The sequence below is a fragment of the Dyadobacter ginsengisoli DSM 21015 genome (assembly GCF_059568735.1).
In genome coordinates, this window is sequence record NZ_JCANTY010000013.1 from 104,640 (window position 1) to 126,442 (window position 21,803).

Here is a 21,803-nt window from a genome sequence, read left to right on the forward strand (position 1 = left end):
AAGTTACGCCGAAAGGCATGACAGCGCAAGAAACCATTTAGTTTATACAGATTATAAAAAGGATTCCCGCATACACAGGTATGCGGGCGACTCTCCGGGAATAAACATTATTGATGTGCTCCGACGGTAGGATCAGCGGCATCAATCGATCCAGTCATAGGACTTTGTGACCGCCTTTTTCCAGCCATTATAATAGGCAGTACGTTTTTCTTCGGCCATATCGGGGTTCCAGGTGTGAGCGATGGCCCAGTTTTTCTTCAGATCATCGGTGCTATGCCAGTACCCCACCGCAAGACCGGCAGCATATGCGGCGCCTAATGCAGTTGTTTCGGCTACTGCGGGCGAAACAACCTGTGTGTTCAGGATATCCGATTGAAATTGCATCAGCAGCTGGTTGTGAACCATGCCGCCATCCACACGCAACGATGATAGTTTGATACCGGAGTCCTGCTCCATCGCACGAACTACGTCCACCGTTTGATATGCCGTAGCTTCGAGGACCGCCCTGGCAATGTGGCCCTTGTTGACGTAACGCGTCAGCCCGGCGATGACACCGCGTGCATCGTTGCGCCAGTAGGGAGCATATAGCCCTGAAAAAGCGGGCACAAAATACGCCCCGCCATTGTCTTCGACCGTCTTGGCGAGTTTTTCAATGTCGCTGCTGTTTTTGATGAGCCCCAAATTGTCGCGTACCCATTGAACGAGTGCGCCGGTTACGGCTACGCTGCCTTCCAGGGCATATTTAACCGGATCATTACCAAATTTGTAAGAAATGGTAGTGAGCAGCCCGTTCTCTGATGTTTTCAGCTCATTTCCCGTATTCATTACCAGGAAGCACCCGGTTCCGTAAGTGTTTTTAGCCATGCCCGGCTCGAAGCAGGTTTGCCCCACTAGCGCTGCGTGCTGGTCGCCGAGATCTCCCGCAACTGGTACGCCGGGAAGTACTTCGCTGGTTACGTTGCCATACACCTCGCTGCTACTTTTAATGGCAGGCAGCATAACCTCGGGAATATTATAAGCGGCAAGCATTTGCTGGTCCCATTGTAAGGTGCGCAGGTTCATCAGCTGGGTCCGGCTTGCATTGGTAACATCCGTTACGTGAATGCCTCCGTTTGTCCCGCCGGTCAGGTGCCAGATCAGGAATGTATCCATATTGCCAAAAATGGCCTCTCCCTTTTCTGCATCTTGCCGAATGCCTTCGATATTATCAAGCAGCCATTTCAGCTTTAAACCACTGAAATAGGTCGAAACGGGCAAGCCGGTAATATCACGGAACTGGTTTAAGCCTCCTTCTTTTTCATACCGGGTTACCAGGTCGGTGGTGCGCGTATCCTGCCACACCAATGCATTGTAGTAGGGTTTGCCCGTTTTCTTATTCCAAACCACGGTGGTTTCCCGTTGGTTGGTTATGCCGATCGCGGCAATATCGGTTGCATGCGCAGAGACATGGATTCGGGCCAGGGCGATAACTTCTTGTGTATTTTTCCAGATTTCGGTGGGATTATGTTCTACCCAGCCCGGATGCGGGTAAATCTGTTCGTGTTCTTTTTGTCCTACTGAAACGATATTTCCCTGACGGTTAAAAAGTATGCACCGCGTACTGGTGGTTCCCTGGTCAATGGCAGCAATGTATTTGGACATATTGGTATTATGATTGATTTTATTTGTAATAAAGTCAGTAAATAGGAAAAATTAACCGGCCGGGACAAATGCGTTGGTAATTTTATTAGCCGGAGCATTGGAAAGTAGCGCCATGTCGTTCCCTATCTTTATATCCATGCGATAGCCGGGCAATACACCATCCCCTATGAAAAACAAAAAGGTCAAAACCGGGTTAATGGCTACCGTATGCCTGATGCTCCTTTTTTTGATGCTCGACCTTATCTTTCCATTCAAGCCGGACGTCCGGTACGCAACGCAGATTACCGATCAGAAGGGACGTGTCATTCACGCATTTTTGAACAAAGAGGACAAATGGAGGCTTTATTCGAATGTGAATGAAATTACCCCGTTGCTTCGCAAAACGCTGATCTACAAGGAGGATCAGTACTTTTATTATCACCCTGGTGTCAACCCTTTTGCAGTCGTAAGGGCTGCGTTCCGGAACATGCTCTCGGGAAGACGTACTTCGGGCGCTTCCACGATCACCATGCAGGTGGTGCGGCTCACCGATCCGCAACCACGGACCTATCTCAACAAGATCGTTGAAGTGTGGCATGCATTGCAATTGGAATTACATTATTCGAAAGCGGAAATTCTCCAGTTCTATGTTAACCTGGTGCCTTATGGAGGTAACATTGAAGGAATCAAAGCGGCGTCGCTATTGTACTTTGGCAAGCAGCCGCAGCTGCTGAGCCTGGCCGAAATCACAGCATTGACCATTGTACCTAACCGGCCGTCGAGCCTTCGTCCCGGTACGCGTAACGAGGCATTAAAAACAGCGAGGAACCAATGGCTCTTACGATTCGGGGAGGCGGGCCTTTTTGAGAAGCAGGTGATCAGGGATGCATTGGAGGAGCCGTTGAACATCAAGCGGTTGCGCATGCCCCGGCTCGCCCCGCATTTTTCCAGGCGTTTGAAGCTACAATATCCGGATGAACCCGTGATCCGCACGACGCTGAACATGCAGTGGCAAAACCAGGTCGAGGAGCAGGTAGGAAACTATATCAACAGGCGCCAGTTGATGAATATCCATAACGCGGCCGTATTGGTTATCAATAATGAAACGATGGAAGTGGAGACCTACGTGGGCTCTGCGGATTTCAACAATCCGTTTGACGGTGGCCAGGTGGATGGTGTACGGGCTGTGAGGTCGCCTGGCAGCACCCTCAAACCTTTGTTGTATGCGCTTGCGTTTGATGAAGGTATTATTACTCCCAAAACGGTTGTTAATGATGTGCCTGGCAATTTCGCGGGATATGAACCCGAAAACTTCGACCGGCATTTCAACGGGGCTGTGACTACCGAGTTTGCATTGGCCAATTCCCTTAATATACCTGCGGTGAAGGTACTTCAGGACCTGGGGACACCGGCATTGATCGGTAAACTCAGAAAGGCGGGCTTCAAAACAGTCGACAAGCAAGCGAAGGATCTGGGATTATCCATGATCCTGGGAGGCTGCGGCGTTACTCTCGAAGAGCTCACCAGGCTCTTCGCAGCATTCGCCAACGAGGGAAGATTGCGAAATCTCCGCTACAATGCCTCCGAACCCTTGAACGAAAAAGGGATACCCATCGTTTCCAGGGAGGCAACTTTTCTGACAACCAACATTTTAACACAAATCACCCGCCCCGATTTGCCGACTAATTTTGACAATACTTATCACCTGCCGAGGATTGCCTGGAAAACAGGGACTTCCTACGGCAAGCGGGATGCATGGAGCATCGGCTACAACAGAAGGTATACGGTCGGGGTTTGGGTGGGTAATTTTTCAGGACAGGGCGTTCCGGAGCTGAGTGGTGCCAATACGGCAACACCATTGCTGTTTTCGATTTTCAACACGTTGGATTACAATTCACCAAAAGGATGGTATCAGGCGCCGGCGAATGTTTCGGCGCGTAATGTTTGTCCGGTTAGTGGTGATATTCCCTCTGATTTCTGCGATCATCAAATTTCCGACCAGTACATTGTAGGTATTTCGGCCTACCGGAAATGCCAGCATATGCGCTGGGTCTTTACAGACCAGGCGGGCAGGGTTTCTTACTGTACCTACTGTCTTCCGGAAAAAGGCTTCGAAAAAAGGACTTACCCGAACCTGGCTCCCGAACTAATCGCTTTCTATGAAATGCAAAAGCTTCCCTATCAGAAAATCCCTCCACACAATCCTGGGTGTGAGCGGGTGTTTCATGAAGGAGCCCCATTGATCGTAAGTCCGAATGAGGGCAGCGAGTACTATATCAGGAAGGATGAGCCGCAACAGATTCAGCTTGCTTGCCAGGCGGCTAACGACGTGCAGGAGGTGTATTGGTATGTTAATGACAAATTATTCCGGAAAGTACCGCCGCATGAGGGTATTTTTATCAACCCACCTCTAGGCAGAGTCAAAATCTCATGCAGTGACGATAAAGGCCGGAATGCCGACGTATGGATTGTAGTGAAGCGTATGTAATGCAGCTGCGTCACAATGGTTGATCCTGCGCTTCCTGATACAGTACCTGAATCAGCGTCTGACCGACCGCCTTCAACGTCTTCGGATCGATGTTTTCCATTGTATCATGCGCAGTATGCCATTGGTCGAAAAACGTTCTACCGGGGACGTTCTGGCGTGTATGTATGATGTCGATCATTGGAATGTGGGCCACTTTGTTGACGGGTACGTGATCATCGGTGATCGCGGCGCCCGGTTCATCGATGAAATAGTTACTGTAACCCAGTCGGCTCGCAGTTGCCCATACCTGTCTCACCACGTCATCGGCCATTTGAGTGGAATATCCTTCTTTGAAAAATGTGGCACCTTTGGCTCCGGCCATGTCGAGCAGCACTCCGAAATAGGCGGTATAGTTTGGAATGTGCTTGTTAGCTGCCCAGTGCTGCGACCCCAGACAAAAGCCGCTGTACTCCATTCCAGTGTCTTCCGACTCCGATGAACCCCAGTCCTCTGCGTCAAAAAAGATTATGTCCACTCCAATTTCGGGCTTGACAGGCTGGGTTGACAGCGCACGTGCGACTTCCAAAAGGATACCGACCCCGCTGGCGCCATCGTTGGCGGCAACCACAGGTTTATCTTTTATTAAAGAATCCTGATCCGAAAATGGCCGGGAATCCCAATGCGAGGCCAGCAATATGCGCTTGCCCGCGGCTGGGTTGAAGCTTCCGATAATGTTTCTCGCATTCAGTTTCTTTCCGTCGAAGGTCGTCGCGGTGAAAGGCTGTTCGGTTACCTGCCAACCATATTTTTTAAGCGTGGCAGCAAGGTAGTCCCCGCAGGCTTTGTGCGGGGCGGAGTTGGGTACCCGGGGGCCAAAATTCACTTGTTTCTGAACAAATTGAAAAGCACTGTCCGCATTGAAATCCGTGCTTTTTACCAACTGCGGTGCATTCTGTTCCGCCGTTTGTTCAGAGCTGTCTTTGCTTTTGCAGCTGTAAAAACAAATGATGATGGCAAATATGATGGGTAATTGTTTCAAAGATAGGCGGTTAGAAAGAAATGGCATCTCCTGACTGAATATTGTTACTTTTTGTAAAACCTGCATTAACTTCCACCACATACTGCATCGTCCCTAACGGCGGAATGCTCTCCTCCGAATAGGGCTTGGTATTTTCTGCAATGGAAATGATTTTTTTATCCGGACCTACATAAATAATGTCCAAAGGTATGGATGTGTTTTTCATCCAGAAACCATTCTCTCCCGGCGTTTCAAAAATAAAGAGCATACCGACGGAATCAGGTAGATAGGGACGGAACATCAATCCCTTGGCACGTTCCGCCTCGTTTTCAGCGACTTCGACATCGATTTTCTTATAGGGTTCGCCTTTTTTGAGGAATGTCACTTCCCCTTCTTTGATGAAAACGGGTGGCGACACAGCTGCAACGGGCGTTTCGACCGATTTACTTTTACCAGAAAACGATGCTACAAGATACGCTACTCCGCCTAGGAGGAACACGCCCAGAAGAATGTATGCTAATACCGACTGCCGTTGTTTCATAGCTATTCTTCGTAAGCCCAGTCGATCCTTGTTTTGGTATCGCGGATCACCAGCCCCTGATTTTTGAAGTAAGAACGGATTTCGTCTACTTTTTCGTAGTTCTGGGACAGCTTAAATTCGCGATACAGTTTCAGCATTCCGTCCAGAATAGCCTGGCCTTCCGCCAGCTCTTCTTTTAGCCCTAAAACGTCTTCGAAGAAAGTAATAAAATTCTCTTTCAGGGAAGTAAACACCGCTTCGCCCAAAGCAGCCGATTTCAGCTGGCCCATGTTGAGCATATTGATATATTTCAACAGGTTGAAAAGATTTGCAAATGCAACAGCCGTATTCAGGTCGTCGTTCATTGCGTGATAAAACCCTTCTATTGATTTCTCGATATCAGCCTTTTTATTTTCGTCCGGATTGACGCCGTCTTCATGCACGTAGGTCAAGAGCTTGGCAAGGCGTAGTCCGTTCGCAAGTTTCTTATATCCCTTCTGTGCGGCTTTCAGGGCATCGTTTGAGAAATCGAGCGTGCTGCGGTACTGGCTTTGCAGCATAAAGAAACGAACCGTCATAGGGCTGAAGGCCTGGTCGAGGAGCTCATGGTTCCCTGAGAAAAGCTCGGCCGGAAGGAATGAGTTACCCAGCGACTTGGACATTTTCTGCCCGTTCACGGTGAGCATATTCGTATGCATCCAGTAACGGACCGGTTCTTCGTCGGTTAATGATTTCCCTTGAGCGATCTCGCATTCGTGATGCGGGAATTTGAGGTCCATGCCGCCGCCGTGGATGTCAAACTGCTTGCCCAGGTATTTGGCGCTCATGCAGGTACATTCGAGGTGCCAACCCGGGAAGCCCATTCCCCAGGGCGACTCCCATTGCATGATATGCTCCGGACTCGCTTTTTTCCACAATGCGAAATCAAGCGGGTTCCGCTTTTCAGCCTGACCATCCAGTTCCCGGGTTTCGTTCAGAAGATCCTCGATAATGCGTCCGGAAAGTTTTCCGTATTCGTTTCCGCCTGCCTGGTATTTATTAATGTCGAAGTACACTGAGCCATTGGATTCGTAAGCGAGTCCCTTGTCGATCAGTTTTTGAACCGCTTCGATCTGCTCGATCAAATGGCCGGTCGCCGTAGGTTCGATACTGGGGGATAAAAGATTAAAAATGGCAGTTACCTCATGAAAATCGTTGGTATAGCGCTGGACGATCTCCATCGGCTCCAGTTTTTGTAACTTGGCCATTTTACCGATTTTGTCCTCACCCTCCTCACCGTCGCCTACCAGGTGACCCACATCGGTAATGTTTCTGACGTAACGCACTTTGTAGCCGATATGCGTCAGATAGCGGAACAGGATATCGAATGACAGAAAAGTGCGGATGTTACCCAAATGCACATTGTTATAAACGGTCGGTCCGCACACATACATGCCGACATAGGGGGGCGCAATGGGAACAAAAACATCCTTTTTACGGGTAAGCGTATTGAATATTTTGAGAGGCTGGAAAGTTTGTGCGGTCATTTATATCTGTACTTTCTTGATTATTTAGTTTTCTTTTCGAGGCGGGTTTCAATCCAGTCGATGATTTTTTCGGCCTTTTTTAGCCCTAATGAAGCCGTATCAGCACTTCTGATTCCCTGATAACCCATATCAATGTGAAGGATTTCATAAGCGGTTGTGAAATTGGACAACAGACTTTTATCAATTCGGCTCAGTTCATGCTGGTACCACTCAACGCTTTTCGGTGTTTTCTTATTCTTTTCGCCCAAAAGCTCGTTCAACACCAACAAGATGCCTGTGTAGGCTGTGTGACCAGCAATCTTAACGTACTTTTTATCCTGATAAAGCCCATACTGTTTCCTTGCGTTGTTGCTGAGAAAATCCTTTGCATTGTCAATATGTCGTCTTGCCTCTGTAAATGCTTCCATGATAGTATGTGATAAAATGAGGAGAATACTTTGATTCAGACAAAAATAGCAAATAACCCATGATTGATTGGTAGCCGTTTAGCAGAAAGCAAATGTGCAAAGTCGCTATTCAGGTGTTTTGTTTATCTTCGCAGCGTTTTTGCATTTAAAATCCAGTTTGAAACTAACTTAAAATCAATAGAGTACTAACTTATGAGTTTACTTACCGTAGGATCTGTTGCATTCGATGCGCTCGAAACCCCATTTGGAAAAACAGACAAAATTATCGGCGGTGCGGCCACTTACATCACACTAGCTGCTTCCTATTTTACCAAAGAAAATAACCTAGTCGCTGTTGTAGGCGCTGATTTTCCCGAAGAAATGATCGATTTGCTGGGAGACCATGGTGTGAATACCGAGGGGTTAGAGGTTGTACAGGATGGTAAAACGTTCTTCTGGTCGGGTAAGTACCATGAGGATATGAATACCCGGGATACGCTGATCACCGAATTGAATGTAATGGAACATTTCGATCCGATGATCCCGGACTCTTATCAGGGAACTGAATTCCTGATGCTGGGCAATACAGTGCCCGCTACTCAGAAATTAGTGATCGAACGCCTGGCGAAGCGCCCTAAGCTGATCATGCTCGATACGATGAACCTTTGGATGAATATTGCTCTGGATGATCTGAAAGCGGTTCTGAAAATGGTTGATCTGATTACGATCAACGACGAGGAGGCCCGTTTGCTTTCGGGCGAGTACTCGCTCCGCAAGGCTGCCGCCAAAATTATGGCGATGGGCCCCAAAACGTTAATTATCAAAAAAGGCGAGCACGGTGCATTACTGTTCCAGGACGACCGGATTTTCTTCGCCCCTGCTCTACCCCTGGAAGAGGTTTTTGATCCAACCGGCGCGGGCGACACGTTTGCAGGCGGATTTATCGGCTACCTGGCGTCGACCAATGACATTTCTTTTGAAAACATGAAACGTGCCATTATTTACGGTTCGGCCATGGCGTCGTTCTGCGTGGAGAAATTTGGAACGGAACGCCTGGTGAACCTCTCAAAAGAGGAGATCGACGCCCGTGTTCAGGAGTTTGTGCAACTGTCGAGCTTCGAAATACAATAAAGTTTAAAGTTCGGAGTCAATGAGTCTATGAGTTGGGATCGTGTTCTGCTTGTAGGCTCATTTTTTATGAACGCATTGGTCCTTTTTGTTTAAAAGAGTGTAACCCTGCTGATAACTTGAAATTCCCATGAAACTATTTCTGAAAGCCATTCCTTGCCTGTTTTTGGGGTTGATTTTTTGCATAGATGCGTCGGCGCAGCACGCCGCTTTGCCGCATTCGAAAAATAAGACCGTCGTCATTGCACATCGCGGAAATCATGTGAATGCGCCTGAGAATACGCTGGCATCGACGCGCGACGCAATAACCTGCGGGGCGGATTATGTGGAAGTGGACCTGAGAACCTCGAAGGACGGACATCTTCTTGCTATGCACGATGCCACGGTAAACAGAACGACCAACGGGACAGGAAAAGTGGCCGATATGACGTGGGCGGAGTTAGAGGATTTACAGGTTTTTAACCGCAATAAAAAGACGCACCGTATCCCGGAGTTCAAGGAAATTCTCGCACTTTGCAAGGGGAAAATCAATATTTACCTGGATTTTAAAGATGCAGACGTGACTGAAACATGGAAGCAGATCAAAGCGGCCGGAATGGAGCACCAGGTAGTGGTTTATCTGAATAAGGAAGAGCAATATAAACAATGGCACGAAGCAGCCCCGCATTTACCGTTAATGACCAGTCTACCTAAGGAAGTGACCAGTAAGGAAGAGCTGAAACGTTTTCTGTCCCAAATCCAGGTACAGGTGCTGGATAACGTAACCAACCCCGAACTGCTGAAGGCAGCCCATGACTCAGGGCTATCCGTTTGGCTGGATGTGCAAAACCCGGACGAAGGCCCTGCATCCTGGAATGAGGCTCTACACAAAGGAGTGCAGGGTTTGCAGACCGACAAACCTGCCGGGATGGTTTCTTATCTGAAAACAGCCGTGCAGTAACACGTCACATCATTGTATATGAAAAGAGCTGCTATTTGGATAAGCTTCGTGTTGTTAGGGAATGGCTGCAAACCATCCGGAAAGGAGCACACCGCTTCGGACACGCCGAAGCAGACAGCCGAAGTGTATGCGACATCTCGGTTGCTGGACGCTGATATCGATCCGTTCATCTCAATGGATGGTATGACGGTTGAAGAGGTAAAACAACTCTTTGAAAGGATGTACAAAGCAGATCAGCAATACCGGGATAGCCTCAACGCGGGTCGGAAGGAAAATGAGGCTTTTTATATCCGGAAAATGATAGCCAATGACGAGGCGAATCTTAAAATTCTCGATAAGATTGTTGAGAAGTTCGGCTGGCCGCGTATAAGTATCTTTGGTAAGGAAGCCGGGGAAACGGCCTGGCTGATCATCTGGCATCACCGTGGAAAAAGGCATATTCTGTGCCGTCACTTCGACTTGATGGAAAAGGTAGCAGATGAGAATGAGATGGAGCCCGGTTTTTTTGAACAAATCAAAGACGAGGTAGCGTTGCTGTCACCCGACCAGATTCCTTACTAGCTATTACCGGAATAAATAACCTTGTATACCGGGCAATCGGTATCATGAGCACCGGGCAAATAGCCGGTGCTCATCAAAAATTCGTTTACAATTTCTCCGCCGGTGAACTTGAATGTCTTTTTGAAAAGTTTTACCCACTGCTCCTTGCTCATCGGGTGATTCGCATCTATCCATGCCTTAAAGGAGCCGTATTCTTTTTTCAATTCAAGGATTTTTTGTGCATTTACGATTGCTGCATTCACTTTGAGGCGGTTACGGACAATACCGGGATCGGTCAGTAACCGTTCACGGTCGGCATCGCCATATGCAGCTACTTTTTCAATAGAGAAATGATCATAAGCAGAACGGAAGCTATCCTGCTTGCGAAGCATCAGCGTCCAGCTCAGACCTGCCTGATTGATTTCGAGTAGCAGCCGGCCGAAAAGCTCATCGTCATCATCGATCGGGAAGCCGTACTGATTGTCATGGTAATGTTTGTGCAACAGGTAGTCAGCCTGTTCTGAGGAATTGTTGTTGACGTAAGTGCAATATGACATCGCGGTACTAATTAATGTGAAAGCTATCCGAAAGTAGCCTATTTTAAGATTCCGATCTGGACCTCGGTAATATTTCGCTCAGGGTTTTCGAAATCCATATTCAGATAAATCTCCCGGTTTTGCCCGGACATAGTCAGGTTTTGGGACATAATATCTCCGAAAAGAGTGCCATAGGTATTAATAAGGCCATTCCAATTCCCGTATAGCTGCCGGGTCACGCATTCGAACGTGTCGAGCTGTTTCATTTGATACGATGAATCGATCGCTTTCAGGGGGGGCGTAACGGGCAGGGCGATGGTTAGTGAAAATATCGTTTCCGGCCGGCCATCGGCCCCGTCGTATATCCAGTAAACGGGACCGGTAATTTCCAGATCATTGCGGATTGCGTCCTGGTACAGTTTGCGGGCCTCGACGCGGACGTATTGGAAGATTTCCTGAAATGAAGTCCGCGTTTCAAAATACAAAATATGAAAGGGCTGGATGGTTTTTTGTTGCATGGCTAACGATGTTTTTGCAAAAGACAAACCTGCTTGTGACAACCCTATGTCAGGAGGATTCAGTTTTTTTCTTTTTTATTCCTATGCTTCATATTCCGTACCGTTTTTTGCAGCCAGGGATAGCTGATGTACACAATTTTGGTGGCCCCAATACCTATACCGGCGCCCATGAGTACGTCCGCGAGCCAGTGATGGTTATTTAAAATTCGCAAGGTTCCTACGGCGGTAGCAGTGCCATAACCGCCTATGCTGTAAAAAACACTTCGCTGGCCGTATTCCTCATGAAGGATCGTAGCGTTGGTGAAAGCGGTGGTGCTGTGGCCGGAGGGGAATGAGTGATTATCTTCCCCATTAGGCCTTGGATAGCGTACAATGCGTTTCAGGCTTTGTGTAACGCCTTGTGCTATAATATTGGATAACAATGCGAGAATAACCTGATCGCCCAGGCTGTGTTTGCCTTTCACACCCGCTGAGGCAAGCCCGAGGCTCACGACACCGGGCGCGTAGGGGAGGTAGTCGTCCACGCGTGTGTGAAAGTTGGGGTACTTTGAAACAACATCTTCTTGCAAATGGCGGCTGATCCGGCCTTGTACGATGAGGCTGGCCAAACCGAGTGAAACCGGGGGGATCACATCGCCGGGCCGGACTTTCCAAAGCGTAGAATCAGGTTGAGCGAATGCAGGCGTTAGAAAGTTAAGGCAAAGGAAAAGGCATATCAGATATGCCTTTCGGATTTTCACGGTCATAATATCGCCTCTCTTACACGTATCAGTTTTTGTAAAAGACCTTCCAGTTGGTCGAGCGGGAGCATATTGGCTCCGTCGGATTTGGCTTCGGCCGGGTTAAAATGTGTTTCGATGAACAGGCCGTCCGCTCCCACGGCAATGGCCGCTTTGGCAATCGTTTCGATCAATTTCGGCTTACCGCCCGTTACGCCCGAAGTTTGATTGGGTTGTTGCAGCGAATGCGTGCAGTCCATCACCACCGGCACTCCAAATGCAGCCATTTCGGGTAGATTACGGTAGTCGACCACCAGGTCGCTGTATCCGAAACTGTTGCCGCGATCTGTCAGAATAACCTGGCATTCCGGATTGACCTCCTGAATTTTTTCGGCGGCGAACTTCATCGAAGCGCCGGAGAGGAACTGGCCTTTTTTCACATTTACGGCTTTGCCGGTGTGCGCGGCGGCAGCGAGAAGTTCGGTTTGACGGCAAAGAAATGCCGGGATTTGTAATACATCTACGTATTCCGCGGCGAATGCAGCTTCGTGTGATTCGTGGATATCGGTCACAGTAGGAATACCGAAAGTCTGGCTTACTTCCTGTAATATTCGCAATGCCTTTTCGTCACCAATGCCTGTAAATGAGTTTGCTTTGGTACGATTGGCCTTTCGGTACGAGCCTTTAAATATATAGGGAATGCGTAGGCGGTCGGTTACCGACACAATGTGTTCCGCGATTTTCAATGCCATATCCCTTCCTTCGATCGCGCAAGGGCCCGCCATCAGGAAAAAGGAAGGGGAGTCGGTATTTTTCAGTTTGGCTATGGATATCATGCTGAATGTGAATGTAAGTGGTCCTAAAAGTTTTGCGAATGTACGGTTATCCGCTATGTTCTCCCTGCCATGAAATGATTTCTTGAAATGCCAGGCCGTTAAAAGGCTGATTTCCTGCTTTTTTTTATTTTAAATAAGCAGGATACAATAAAATGACTGGTCTAAAAAAATTTTGAAAAAGTGAACTGAAATATCTTTCTTTGTGGCGATTTTAACCAAAAAGTGATTATAAAATGTCAGCAATTGCAGAAAGAGTTAAGCAAATTATCGTCGAAAAACTCGGCGTTGAAGAGTCGGAGGTTACACCGGAAGCAAACTTCCAGAACGACTTGGGAGCAGACTCTCTTGACACCGTGGAGTTGATTATGGAATTTGAAAAAGAATTCAATCTTTCTATCCCTGACGATCAGGCAGAGAACATTGGTACAGTAGGCCAAGCTGTTGCATATCTGGAAGAAAACGTGAAGTAATCCCGGTTTTTACCAGTATCATCTTCAATTCTGTCCCTATTTTATGAGTTTTAAGAGAGTTGTAATTACAGGAATGGGTGCATTGACGCCCATTGGCAACGATGTTCCTACCTTTTGGTCAAATTTAGTTGCAGGCGTAAGCGGCGCAGCTCCTATCACCCGGTTCGATGCTGAAAAGTTTCGTACCCGCTTTGCCTGTGAGGTAAAAGGCCTGGACATTCATAGTTACATTCCTCGGCAAGAAGCCCGTAAAATGGACCCGTTTGCACAATACGCCGTCATTGCTGCAGATGAAGCGATGAAGGACGCCGGCTTTGACGCAGATACGCTTGATCTCGACAAAGCCGGTGTAATTTGGGGTACCGGTATCGGTGGCCTCAAAACCTTCGAGGAAGAAGTGATGAACTTCTCTGAGAACGGCAAAACCCCCCGTTTCAACCCTTTCTTTATTCCGAAAATGATTGTCGACAGCGCCTCCGGTGTTTTGTCGATCCGTTACGGTTTCCGGGGGCCCAACTTTATCACCGTTTCGGCCTGCGCATCCGCGACCAACGCCCTGATCGACGCATTCAACTATATCAAACTCGGTATGATGAATGTGTGTATCTCGGGAGGCTCGGAGGCGGCAGTGACCATTGCCGGTGTGGGCGGGTTTAATGCATTAAAAGCATTATCGGAAAGAAACGATTCTCCCGAAACAGCATCCCGCCCTTATGATAAAGACCGTGACGGGTTTGTGCTGGGTGAGGGCGGTGCTGCCATTATCCTGGAAGAACTCGAACACGCGAAGGCGCGTGGGGCCAAAATTTACGCCGAAATGATCGGTGCAGGCATGTCGTCTGATGCCTACCATATCACTGCGCCGCATCCGGAAGGCTTGGGAGCATACATTGTGATGAAAAATGCAGTCGAAAATGCAGGCATTAAGGCTGAGGATATCGACTACATCAATACTCACGGAACTTCTACGCCAATCGGTGATCCCCAGGAGATCAAAGCGATTGAAAAATTCTTCGGCGAGCATGCATATGAACTGAGTATCAGTTCTACGAAATCGATGACGGGGCACTTGTTGGGAGGGGCTGGTGCGATCGAGGCTGCTGCCTGCATCATGGCGATCAGAGATCAGGTGATCCCGCCTACCATTAACCACTTTACCGATGATCCGGAAATAAATCCCCGGTTGAAGCTCACGTTCAATAAGGCTGAGAAACGTCAGGTGAACATTGCTTTGAGCAATACTTTCGGTTTCGGAGGTCACAATGCATCAGTCATTTTCAAAAAGTATGAAGACTGATTAACTCTCTACCATTGGCAAAGCGAATTCTTATACCGATACTTTCCCTTTTCAGGACCGGAAGTGCTGAGGATAAAAAATTTAAGGAGTCGATTGCGCATGTTATTGGCGACAAGCCTTCTAACCTGGGGGTCTATCAGTTAGCTTTCCGCCACACTTCTGCGTCCAGGGAAACCGCCATCAAAGGTTTCAGGGAGTCAAATGAACGCCTGGAATACCTGGGCGACGCGGTACTTGGGATGGTAGTTGCCGAATTCCTTTTTACCAAGTATCCCTATAAAGACGAAGGTTTCCTGACCGAAATCCGTTCCCGGATCGTAAACAGGGAGTCTTTGAACCAGATTTCCCGTAAACTGGGCCTCGATCGTCTCATTGAATATGACGGGAACCGCAGGGGAATGTCGCCGAGATCATCCATGTACGGCGACGCGCTGGAGGCATTTGTAGGTGCTATCTACCTGGACAAGGGTTTTCGCTTTACTCGGACCTTCATCATCAGTAAACTTATCACGCATTATGATCTGGACAGTATTATCCAGAACAATGTGAACTTCAAAAGTCTCATCATCGAATGGGCGCAGCGCGAAGGCAAGGAAATCCGCTTCGAAATTCTCGAAGAGCGGGGTACACGCCATCACCGCGAATTCATCTCTCAAATACTCGTCAACGACGAGCCTTTCGCAACTGGCAACGGCTTCACCAAAAAGAAAGCTGAGCAATCCGCATCGGAGCAGGCCTGTGCTATTCTTGAATTGAAGTAATCGGAATTTAAGGAAAACAGTTGCGCATTGGCTTGTCAATGCGCTTGTTGTTGTTTTGGTGTTTTCCGGAACAAAATTCAGTCATTTTGTCATAAGTCACTAGCGTAATTCGTAAATATCAGCCATTTTGTCTGATATTTTTATTTTTTTCGAGCTCGGAATGGAAGTTGTTATTTAAACCGGCATAACCGCGAGGTTAGAAAAGCTGAAAACTAAAAAACAATAAAACCTTATAACAATGAGCACATTAGTCAAAACACAATTCGCAGGTCCATCTTATTTGAACGGATTTTTTGGTAAGGATCTATTCCACGAGTTTAACACTCCTGCATTCGCAGGCACTGTACCAGCTGTGAATGTGATTGAGAGTAAAGAAGGATTCCGTATTGAAGTTGCGGCTCCGGGTCTTCAAAAATCTGATTTCAAACTGAACCTCGAAAAGAATCAGCTGACTATTTCGGCTGAAAAAGAGCAGAAGGAAGAAGAGCAAAATGAGAAGTATACCAGGAAAGAATTCAAATACACATCTTTCCAAAGGACCTTCACATTGCCTAACACCGTGGACGGCGACAAAATCGAAGCCAACTATGCCGACGGCATTCTGAGTATCGCATTGCCCAAACGCGAGGAGGCAAAAGAAAAGCCAGCACGCCTGATTGACATCGCTTAATCGGCTGGAATGTAAGAATGGCGTTATTTGCAAGAATAACGCCATTTTTTATGAGTCTGCATTTAATTCATCCGGCAGGATATTTTAGTAAATTCCCAAATAAGATATCTTTGTTAAAAGATGTTAAAGGATTCTGCGATGGGAATAATTTGTTGTTCGATTTACGTTATTTGTTAGTTAAAATATAACCCCAACATATATTTATGAAAACAAATTGGAGAGGTTTGGTGTTGGTTGGGTTGATTTCGAGTGCGTCGACCCTGGCTGGCCTTAAACTCATAAGTTCTGATAATGATAGAGATGTAATTTTTAAAGAAGCCCCTTCCGAGTCCATTGCCCGTTTCACATCGGCAGGAGCTCCGGCAGGTGCCCCCGGAGATTTCGTTTACGCTGCGGAAGCAACTACTCCTACGGTCGTCCATATCAAATCCACCGTCACGCGTCAGCAGTCGCGGGGTCAACAGATTCCTGATATATTCAGGGACTTTTTCGGGGATGATTTTGGTGGCGGTTCCCGTGGTCCGCAGCAATCAGAGGCAACAGGTTCGGGTGTGATCATTTCAAATGATGGCTACATTGTTACCAATAATCACGTCGTGGAAGGTGCTCAGGAGCTGGAAGTTACTTTGCACAACAAGAGTAAATTCAGAGCAAAGGTGATCGGTACCGATCCTTCTACGGATATCGCAGTGATCAAGGTTGAAGCAAAAGACCTTCCCGCTGTTACGCTGGGTAATTCGGATGCGGTGAAAGTAGGGGAATGGGTGGTTGCAGTTGGTAATCCCTTTAATCTGGAATCAACAGTTACAGCAGGTATCGTCAGTGCGAAGGGTCGTGGGTTAGGAATCATCGGGCAGTCGAGCCGTCGTAATAATATGACCCCGACTTCTGCCACAGCAGGTGATTCTCCTTTGGAATCGTTCATTCAAACCGACGCAGTTGTCAATCCCGGCAATAGCGGCGGTGCGTTGGTGAATCTGAAAGGCGAATTGATCGGTATCAATACAGCAATCGCCAGCCCTACAGGTAGTTTCGCAGGGTATGCATTTGCGGTTCCTTCCAGCATTGTAAAAAAAGTATCCAGTGATCTGATCAAGTTTGGTAACGTACAACGCGGCTATCTTGGAATTTCACTCGACGATCTGGACAGCAGAAAAGCAGAAGAGTACGGCGTGAAAGTCAATGACGGAGTATATGTCCGCGACTTCACCGAAAATAGCGCTGCAAAAGCGGGAGGAGTTAGTAAGGGCGACGTGATCGTAAAAGTGGATGGCGTGAATATCCATTCTGTTCCCGAACTGCAACAGTCGATCGGTTTGCATAAGCCTGGTGATAAAGTTAACCTGACCGTTAACCGTGAAGGAAAAGAAAAAGACTTGACGATCACCTTGCGTAACCGCACCGGTGGCTCAGAAATCATCAAACGTGATGAAACTGCCGCTATTATGAATGCTTTGGGTGCTCAGTTCGGAAACCTGAACGATCAGGAGAAGCAAAGATTGTCGCGTTACAAGATTGACGGCGGTGTTAAAGTTTTGTCGATCGAAGGTGGAAAATTCGCACGGTCGCAGGTGGAGGAAGGGTTTATCATAACCAAGGTGAATGGCAAAGCGGTTAAAACTGTGAAGGATTTCGAAGCGGCCATTGCAGGAAAGGAGGAATCGATGGTTCAGTTTGAAGGACTTTATCCCGACGCACCATACGATATCTACTCGTTCGGCTTCCGTTTGTAAAACAGAACAGAAACGAATAAAGAAAGGGCTGCGATTTTTCGCAGCCCTTTCTTTGTTTTTATGAAGTTCGCTTAAAGCAGGAATTTCAGTTTGATAACTTCTTTTTCCGTCAGAAAGCGCCATTTGCCGCGGGGCAGGTCTTTTTTGTTCAAACCTGCAAATACGGTACGGTCGAGTTTCTGAACTTCGTAACCCATGTGCTCGAACATCCTTCTCACGATGCGGTTGCGTCCGCTGTGGATTTCTAATCCTACTACCTGCGCATCGGGGGTGACAATACCTACTTCATCCGGGCGAATAAAACCATCTTCCAGTTCCACGCCGTGTTGCAGGGCTTCGAAATCCTCCGTTGTGATTGGTTTATCCAATTCGGCCTGGTAGATCTTCTTAATGCCACTTGAAGGGTGCGTCAGCTTTTCTGCCAATTCGCCATCGTTGGTCAGTAGTAACAAGCCGGTCGTGTTGCGATCCAGGCGTCCTACGGGGTATACGCGTTCCGAGCAGGCTCCCTGGATCAGATCGAGCACGGTTTTCCGCTCTTCCGGATCATCTGTAGTAGTAATGTAATCCTTGGGTTTGTTGATCAGGATATACACCATCTTTTCCGGATTGAGGGCTTTTTTACCGTATTTCACCACATCCGTGGGCATGACCTTATAGCCCATTTCGGTAATGATCTTGCCATTAACAGAAATCTGGCCGGAAGATATCAGCTCGTCGGCTTCCCGGCGCGAGCAGATGCCTGCGTTCGCAATATATCGGTTAAGCCTGATCTCGCCGTTTTCCTTCTCTTCTTTGCGCCGGGAAGTCTTCTTGTTTTCGTAATGATCCAGATTGTACCGCGGAGCCGTTTCGTAGCGACCTACACGTCTGTCCAGTCCACTGCGGTCCTCTGTGATGTCTTCCTGGAACCTTGAACGATATGGTTTTTCGCTACGATCGTCTCTGTCCTCTTTTTTTTTAAATGATGACCTGTCTCCCTCGTTACGGTCGAATGGACGGGCAGGGCGCTCACCTCTCGGTTTGAATTCCCGCTGGCTATGGTCTCTATCAGACCGTGGTTGGGACTCGCGCTGACTGCTATCTCTATCAGACCGGGGTCTGAATTCGCGGTCGTTATTATCTCTTTCGGGCCTGGGTTTAAACTCACGTTCGTTATCGCCTCTTTCAGACCGGGGTTTAAACTCGCGTTCGTTGTTACCTCTGTCTGACCTAGGCTTGAATTCGCGTTCCCCATTATCTCTTTCGGGCCTTGGTCTGAACTCACGCTCGTCATTATCTCTGTCAAACCGGGGTTTGAACTCCCGGTTGCGGTCGCCTCCTTCGGACCGGGGTCTTTCAGAGCGGTCACCAAAAGGTTTTCTGTCGCCTGGGCGGGAATCGTTACGAGGCCTCGACGGACGGAAACTACGCTCCGAGTCGGATTTACCAAATTCTTTTTTGAAACGGGGCTCGGATGAATCGCCCTCACGACGGAATGGATTCCGATTGTCACCCTTGTCGGAGCCGTATTTCTTGAAATCCGGTTTGTCGAAACGCGGTTTATCGAAGCGTGGCTTGTCGAAGCCCGGGCGATCTTCCCTTGGCTTTTCATGACCGAAGCTCGGACGTGCTTTTTGTCCTTTGTTATCGGCAGACCCGGAAAACTTCAGACTGGATTTTTTAATGCTTGGTTTGCTGAACCGGCTCTCAGTTTCCGGTTTTGTGCGTTTGAAGAAGCCGCCTCCGGCACTTTTGGAGCCTCCGGCTGATGGGCGTGAGCTGTTGCCGCCCCTTGTGTTATTTCTGTTTCTCATCAGGAATGCAGTATCACTACTGGATTTATTTCCTCTTACAAATTTACCTTGTAACCGATTAGTGCTGTTGTTCGCAAAAAATGGTTTGAATTGCCACTAAAACGGGTTAGCCAACGTATCTGATGGTCAGAGTACTATTGTTATAAAAAAATTAGCCTGCAAAGATACGGGAATTTATTGAGTAAATATTTTTGAATGTGTTTATGTCAAAAATGATATGAAAACGTTTATAAGTACTATCAGAGAAGGGGTGTGTGGTGACACCCTTTCGCTAAACCTTCTTGAATGAATAATTATGTCAGCTGAGGCGCAGGCTCAACCCTTGTGGAAGCCAGGGAGAACCTTATTGGAGCAGTCCAATCTGAAAAGGTATATGGACTGGCTTTTTGTAAAAAAAGGGCTTTATTTCCGCTCTTATCATGATCTGTGGGAATGGTCGGTCACGGACCTGGAAGATTTCTGGGAAAGTCTCTGGCATTACTTCAATATCAAATCCCATGATTTATATCTGGAAGTACTCCAAAAGCCAATTAGCGGATTGATAGGGACCCGCTGGTTTACCCGCTCCAAACTGAACTATGCGGAGCACATTTTCAGAAACAAAACGAAAGACCGTCCCGCGATTTTATTTCAATCCGAAAGGGCAGAACTGTCAGAAATTTCATGGGATCAGCTGGAAAGTAATGTGGCTGCGGTGTCGACATGGCTCAGGCAACGTGGTGTGAAGCCGGGCGACAGAGTGGCGGCGGTTCTGCCCAATATACCGGAAGCGGTAGTAGCTTTTCTCGCAACGAACGCCGTGGGGGCGGTCTGGTCATCCTGTTCCCCGGATTTTGGAAAGCCAGCCATTACAGAACGCTTCTCGCAAATAGAGCCAAAGGTCCTTTTTACAGTGGATGGGTATGCCTATAGCGGCAAAACTTATGATATCACCTCCTTTGCAGGCGAGCTTTCCGCATCGCTGCCTTCTGTGAACGATACTGTTCTGATCCAGAACATCTTTTCAGAAACACGGCCGGAACGCTTCACATCATGGGACGATATCCTGCACGTGGAGCATTTCGGAGTGGATTTTGAACCGGTTCCTTTCAACCACCCGATCTGGATCCTGTATTCTTCGGGTACGACAGCCAAGCCTAAGGCCATAACGCACGGTGCCGGTGGCTGCTTACTGGAACATATGAAAGCCCTGGCGCTCCACCAGAATGTCAAGCCCGGTGACCGGTATTTTTGGTATTCCACGACTGGTTGGATGATGTGGAACTACGCGCTGGGATCCATGTTATGCGGTGCAACACTGGTTATTTACGACGGAGCGCCGGCCTTCCCATCCTCTCAGGTACTCTGGACACTGGCCGAACGCGCCAGGATCACACATTTCGGTAGTGGCGCTGCCTACTTTATAGCGTCCATGAAAAGCGGGGTGAGCATCACCTCGGAGCGGCTCAATCATCTGGAAACAATCGGATCTACCGGCTCGCCTTTGCCGCCGGAAGCATTTGAATGGATTTATAAACAGGTCAAAAAAGATGTCTGGCTGATTTCCCTGAGCGGTGGCACAGACGTATGCAGCGCATTCGTAGGCGGATGTCCGTTGTTACCGGTTTACGCGGGAGAAATTCAATGCAGGATGCTGGGGGCCAGAATAGAAGCATTTGATGAAGACGGAAAACCGGTTTTGAACGAATTGGGAGAAATGGTCATTACACAACCCATGCCGTCCATGCCCATTTATTTCTGGGGCGACGATCACGACGAGAAATACCTGTCGAGCTATTTCGAAATGTACCCGAATGTGTGGCGCCATGGAGACTGGATCAGAATTACTGACCGAAAGTCGGTGATTATTCAGGGGCGTTCCGATGCCACACTGAACCGTGGTGGGGTGCGGATCGGTACTGCGGAAATCTACCGGGCTGTGGAGAGTATTCCGGAAATCAAAGATAGTCTTGCGGTTTACCTAGAAAAATCAAACGGAGAAGGTACGATTTCTCTTTTCGTAGTGCTGGCAAAGGATAAGCAGTTGACGGAAGACCTCAAACAGCAGATTCGGGATACATTGCGGACGCAGTACAGTCCTCGCCATGTCCCCGACACCATAGAGCAGGTAGGAGATATTCCGTACACGATCAACGGCAAGAAAATGGAAGCACCGATGAAGCGGATATTAATGGGACAGGATCCTGCAAAATGTATCAATATCGATACCATGCGCAATCCGGAATCGCTGAAAGCTTTTATCTGACCCAAACGACATTATGAATGGCCGGGTTTGATCGCCGAGGGACCGCAGTACTTGCATTCCGCAACCAAAATTGTTTA

General features: G+C 48.0%; 20 protein-coding genes. 10 read left to right on the forward strand and 10 right to left on the reverse strand.

The window, feature by feature from the left end; genetic code table 11:
* Nucleotides 1-141: 141 nt before the first annotated feature.
* Nucleotides 142-1,641 (reverse strand): glycerol kinase GlpK, encoded by a 1,500-nt coding sequence (gene glpK, locus BP71_RS35275; protein ID WP_496386381.1) that lies wholly within the window; start codon nucleotides 1,639-1,641, stop codon nucleotides 142-144.
* A gap of 166 nt (nucleotides 1,642-1,807) precedes the next feature.
* Here glpK and pbpC point away from each other — a divergent pair, with 166 nt between their 5' ends.
* Nucleotides 1,808-4,108, forward strand: coding sequence for a penicillin-binding protein 1C (gene pbpC / locus BP71_RS35280; protein ID WP_496386382.1), 2,301 nt, complete (start codon nucleotides 1,808-1,810; stop codon nucleotides 4,106-4,108).
* A 10-nt stretch (nucleotides 4,109-4,118) separates the two neighbouring features.
* Here the strand turns inward: pbpC and BP71_RS35285 are convergent, their stop codons facing one another.
* From BP71_RS35285 to BP71_RS35300, 4 genes are read right to left on the reverse strand one after another with little or no spacing between them, the layout of a single operon-like run.
* Entirely contained in the window at nucleotides 4,119-5,153 is a 1,035-nt protein-coding gene (locus tag BP71_RS35285; RefSeq protein WP_496386383.1) for a M28 family peptidase, read from the reverse strand.
* Entirely contained in the window at nucleotides 5,137-5,646 is a 510-nt protein-coding gene (locus BP71_RS35290) for a DUF192 domain-containing protein (protein ID WP_496386384.1), read from the reverse strand. The genes BP71_RS35285 and BP71_RS35290 overlap by 17 nt, the downstream gene beginning before the upstream one ends.
* Nucleotides 5,647-5,648: 2 nt before the next feature.
* Nucleotides 5,649-7,151: a cysteine--tRNA ligase gene (gene cysS, locus BP71_RS35295; RefSeq protein ID WP_496386385.1), complete on the reverse strand. Its 1,503-nt coding sequence runs from the start codon at nucleotides 7,149-7,151 to the stop codon at nucleotides 5,649-5,651.
* A 20-nt stretch (nucleotides 7,152-7,171) separates the two neighbouring features.
* A complete protein-coding gene (locus BP71_RS35300) occupies nucleotides 7,172-7,558 on the reverse strand; it encodes a DUF5618 family protein (RefSeq protein ID WP_496386386.1) in 387 nt (128 codons plus the stop codon).
* A 192-nt stretch (nucleotides 7,559-7,750) separates the two neighbouring features.
* Here BP71_RS35300 and BP71_RS35305 point away from each other — a divergent pair, with 192 nt between their 5' ends.
* The 3 genes from BP71_RS35305 (at nucleotide 7,751) to BP71_RS35315 (ending at nucleotide 10,166) form a co-directional block, all read left to right on the forward strand.
* Nucleotides 7,751-8,668: a PfkB family carbohydrate kinase gene (locus BP71_RS35305; protein ID WP_496386387.1), complete on the forward strand. Its 918-nt coding sequence runs from the start codon at nucleotides 7,751-7,753 to the stop codon at nucleotides 8,666-8,668.
* 127 nt (nucleotides 8,669-8,795) lie between these two features.
* Nucleotides 8,796-9,605, forward strand: coding sequence for a glycerophosphodiester phosphodiesterase family protein (locus BP71_RS35310; protein ID WP_496386388.1), 810 nt, complete (start codon nucleotides 8,796-8,798; stop codon nucleotides 9,603-9,605).
* Nucleotides 9,606-9,623: 18 nt separating this feature from the next.
* The gene (locus BP71_RS35315) at nucleotides 9,624-10,166 is read left to right on the forward strand and encodes a hypothetical protein (protein WP_496386389.1); all 543 of its coding nucleotides are present in this window, start codon (nucleotides 9,624-9,626) and stop codon (nucleotides 10,164-10,166) included.
* Here the strand turns inward: BP71_RS35315 and BP71_RS35320 are convergent.
* From BP71_RS35320 to kdsA, 4 genes are read right to left on the reverse strand one after another with little or no spacing between them, the layout of a single operon-like run.
* Entirely contained in the window at nucleotides 10,163-10,702 is a 540-nt protein-coding gene (locus tag BP71_RS35320) for a DNA-3-methyladenine glycosylase I (protein WP_496386390.1), read from the reverse strand. The genes BP71_RS35315 and BP71_RS35320 overlap by 4 nt on opposite strands.
* Nucleotides 10,703-10,740: 38 nt before the next feature.
* Nucleotides 10,741-11,199 carry a GyrI-like domain-containing protein gene (locus tag BP71_RS35325; protein ID WP_496386391.1) on the reverse strand — a complete coding sequence of 153 codons (459 nt, stop codon included), beginning with the start codon at nucleotides 11,197-11,199 and terminating at the stop codon, nucleotides 10,741-10,743.
* A 59-nt stretch (nucleotides 11,200-11,258) separates the two neighbouring features.
* Nucleotides 11,259-11,945: a phosphatase PAP2 family protein gene (locus tag BP71_RS35330; protein WP_496386392.1), complete on the reverse strand. Its 687-nt coding sequence runs from the start codon at nucleotides 11,943-11,945 to the stop codon at nucleotides 11,259-11,261.
* Nucleotides 11,942-12,754 (reverse strand): 3-deoxy-8-phosphooctulonate synthase, encoded by an 813-nt coding sequence (gene kdsA, locus BP71_RS35335; protein ID WP_496386393.1) that lies wholly within the window; start codon nucleotides 12,752-12,754, stop codon nucleotides 11,942-11,944. Before kdsA ends, BP71_RS35330 begins: the two co-directional genes overlap by 4 nt.
* A 233-nt stretch (nucleotides 12,755-12,987) precedes the next feature.
* Here kdsA and BP71_RS35340 point away from each other — a divergent pair, with 233 nt between their 5' ends.
* The 5 genes from BP71_RS35340 to BP71_RS35360 all read left to right on the forward strand — a co-directional run bounded on the left by BP71_RS35340 (nucleotide 12,988) and on the right by BP71_RS35360 (nucleotide 17,685).
* Nucleotides 12,988-13,224: an acyl carrier protein gene (locus BP71_RS35340; protein WP_015813362.1), complete on the forward strand. Its 237-nt coding sequence runs from the start codon at nucleotides 12,988-12,990 to the stop codon at nucleotides 13,222-13,224.
* 43 nt (nucleotides 13,225-13,267) lie between these two features.
* Nucleotides 13,268-14,521 carry a beta-ketoacyl-ACP synthase II gene (fabF, locus tag BP71_RS35345; RefSeq protein WP_496386394.1) on the forward strand — a complete coding sequence of 418 codons (1,254 nt, stop codon included), beginning with the start codon at nucleotides 13,268-13,270 and terminating at the stop codon, nucleotides 14,519-14,521.
* Between the two features lie 14 nt (nucleotides 14,522-14,535).
* A complete protein-coding gene (gene rnc, locus BP71_RS35350; RefSeq protein ID WP_223406370.1) occupies nucleotides 14,536-15,282 on the forward strand; it encodes a ribonuclease III in 747 nt (248 codons plus the stop codon).
* A gap of 238 nt (nucleotides 15,283-15,520) precedes the next feature.
* Nucleotides 15,521-15,952 (forward strand): Hsp20/alpha crystallin family protein, encoded by a 432-nt coding sequence (locus BP71_RS35355; protein ID WP_496386395.1) that lies wholly within the window; start codon nucleotides 15,521-15,523, stop codon nucleotides 15,950-15,952.
* Nucleotides 15,953-16,155: 203 nt separating this feature from the next.
* Nucleotides 16,156-17,685, forward strand: a complete 1,530-nt coding sequence (locus BP71_RS35360; protein WP_496386396.1) for a Do family serine endopeptidase — start codon at nucleotides 16,156-16,158, stop codon at nucleotides 17,683-17,685.
* Between the two features lie 71 nt (nucleotides 17,686-17,756).
* Here BP71_RS35360 and BP71_RS35365 read toward each other — a convergent pair whose 3' ends face one another.
* Nucleotides 17,757-19,481, reverse strand: coding sequence for a pseudouridine synthase (locus tag BP71_RS35365; RefSeq protein ID WP_496386397.1), 1,725 nt, complete (start codon nucleotides 19,479-19,481; stop codon nucleotides 17,757-17,759).
* Between the two features lie 295 nt (nucleotides 19,482-19,776).
* On the opposite strand from BP71_RS35365, the gene BP71_RS35370 reads away from it, so the two are divergent.
* On the forward strand, nucleotides 19,777-21,726 hold the full coding sequence (locus tag BP71_RS35370; protein WP_496386398.1) for an acetoacetate--CoA ligase: 1,950 nt from the start codon (nucleotides 19,777-19,779) through the stop codon (nucleotides 21,724-21,726).
* The last annotated feature ends 77 nt before the right edge of the window (nucleotides 21,727-21,803 follow it).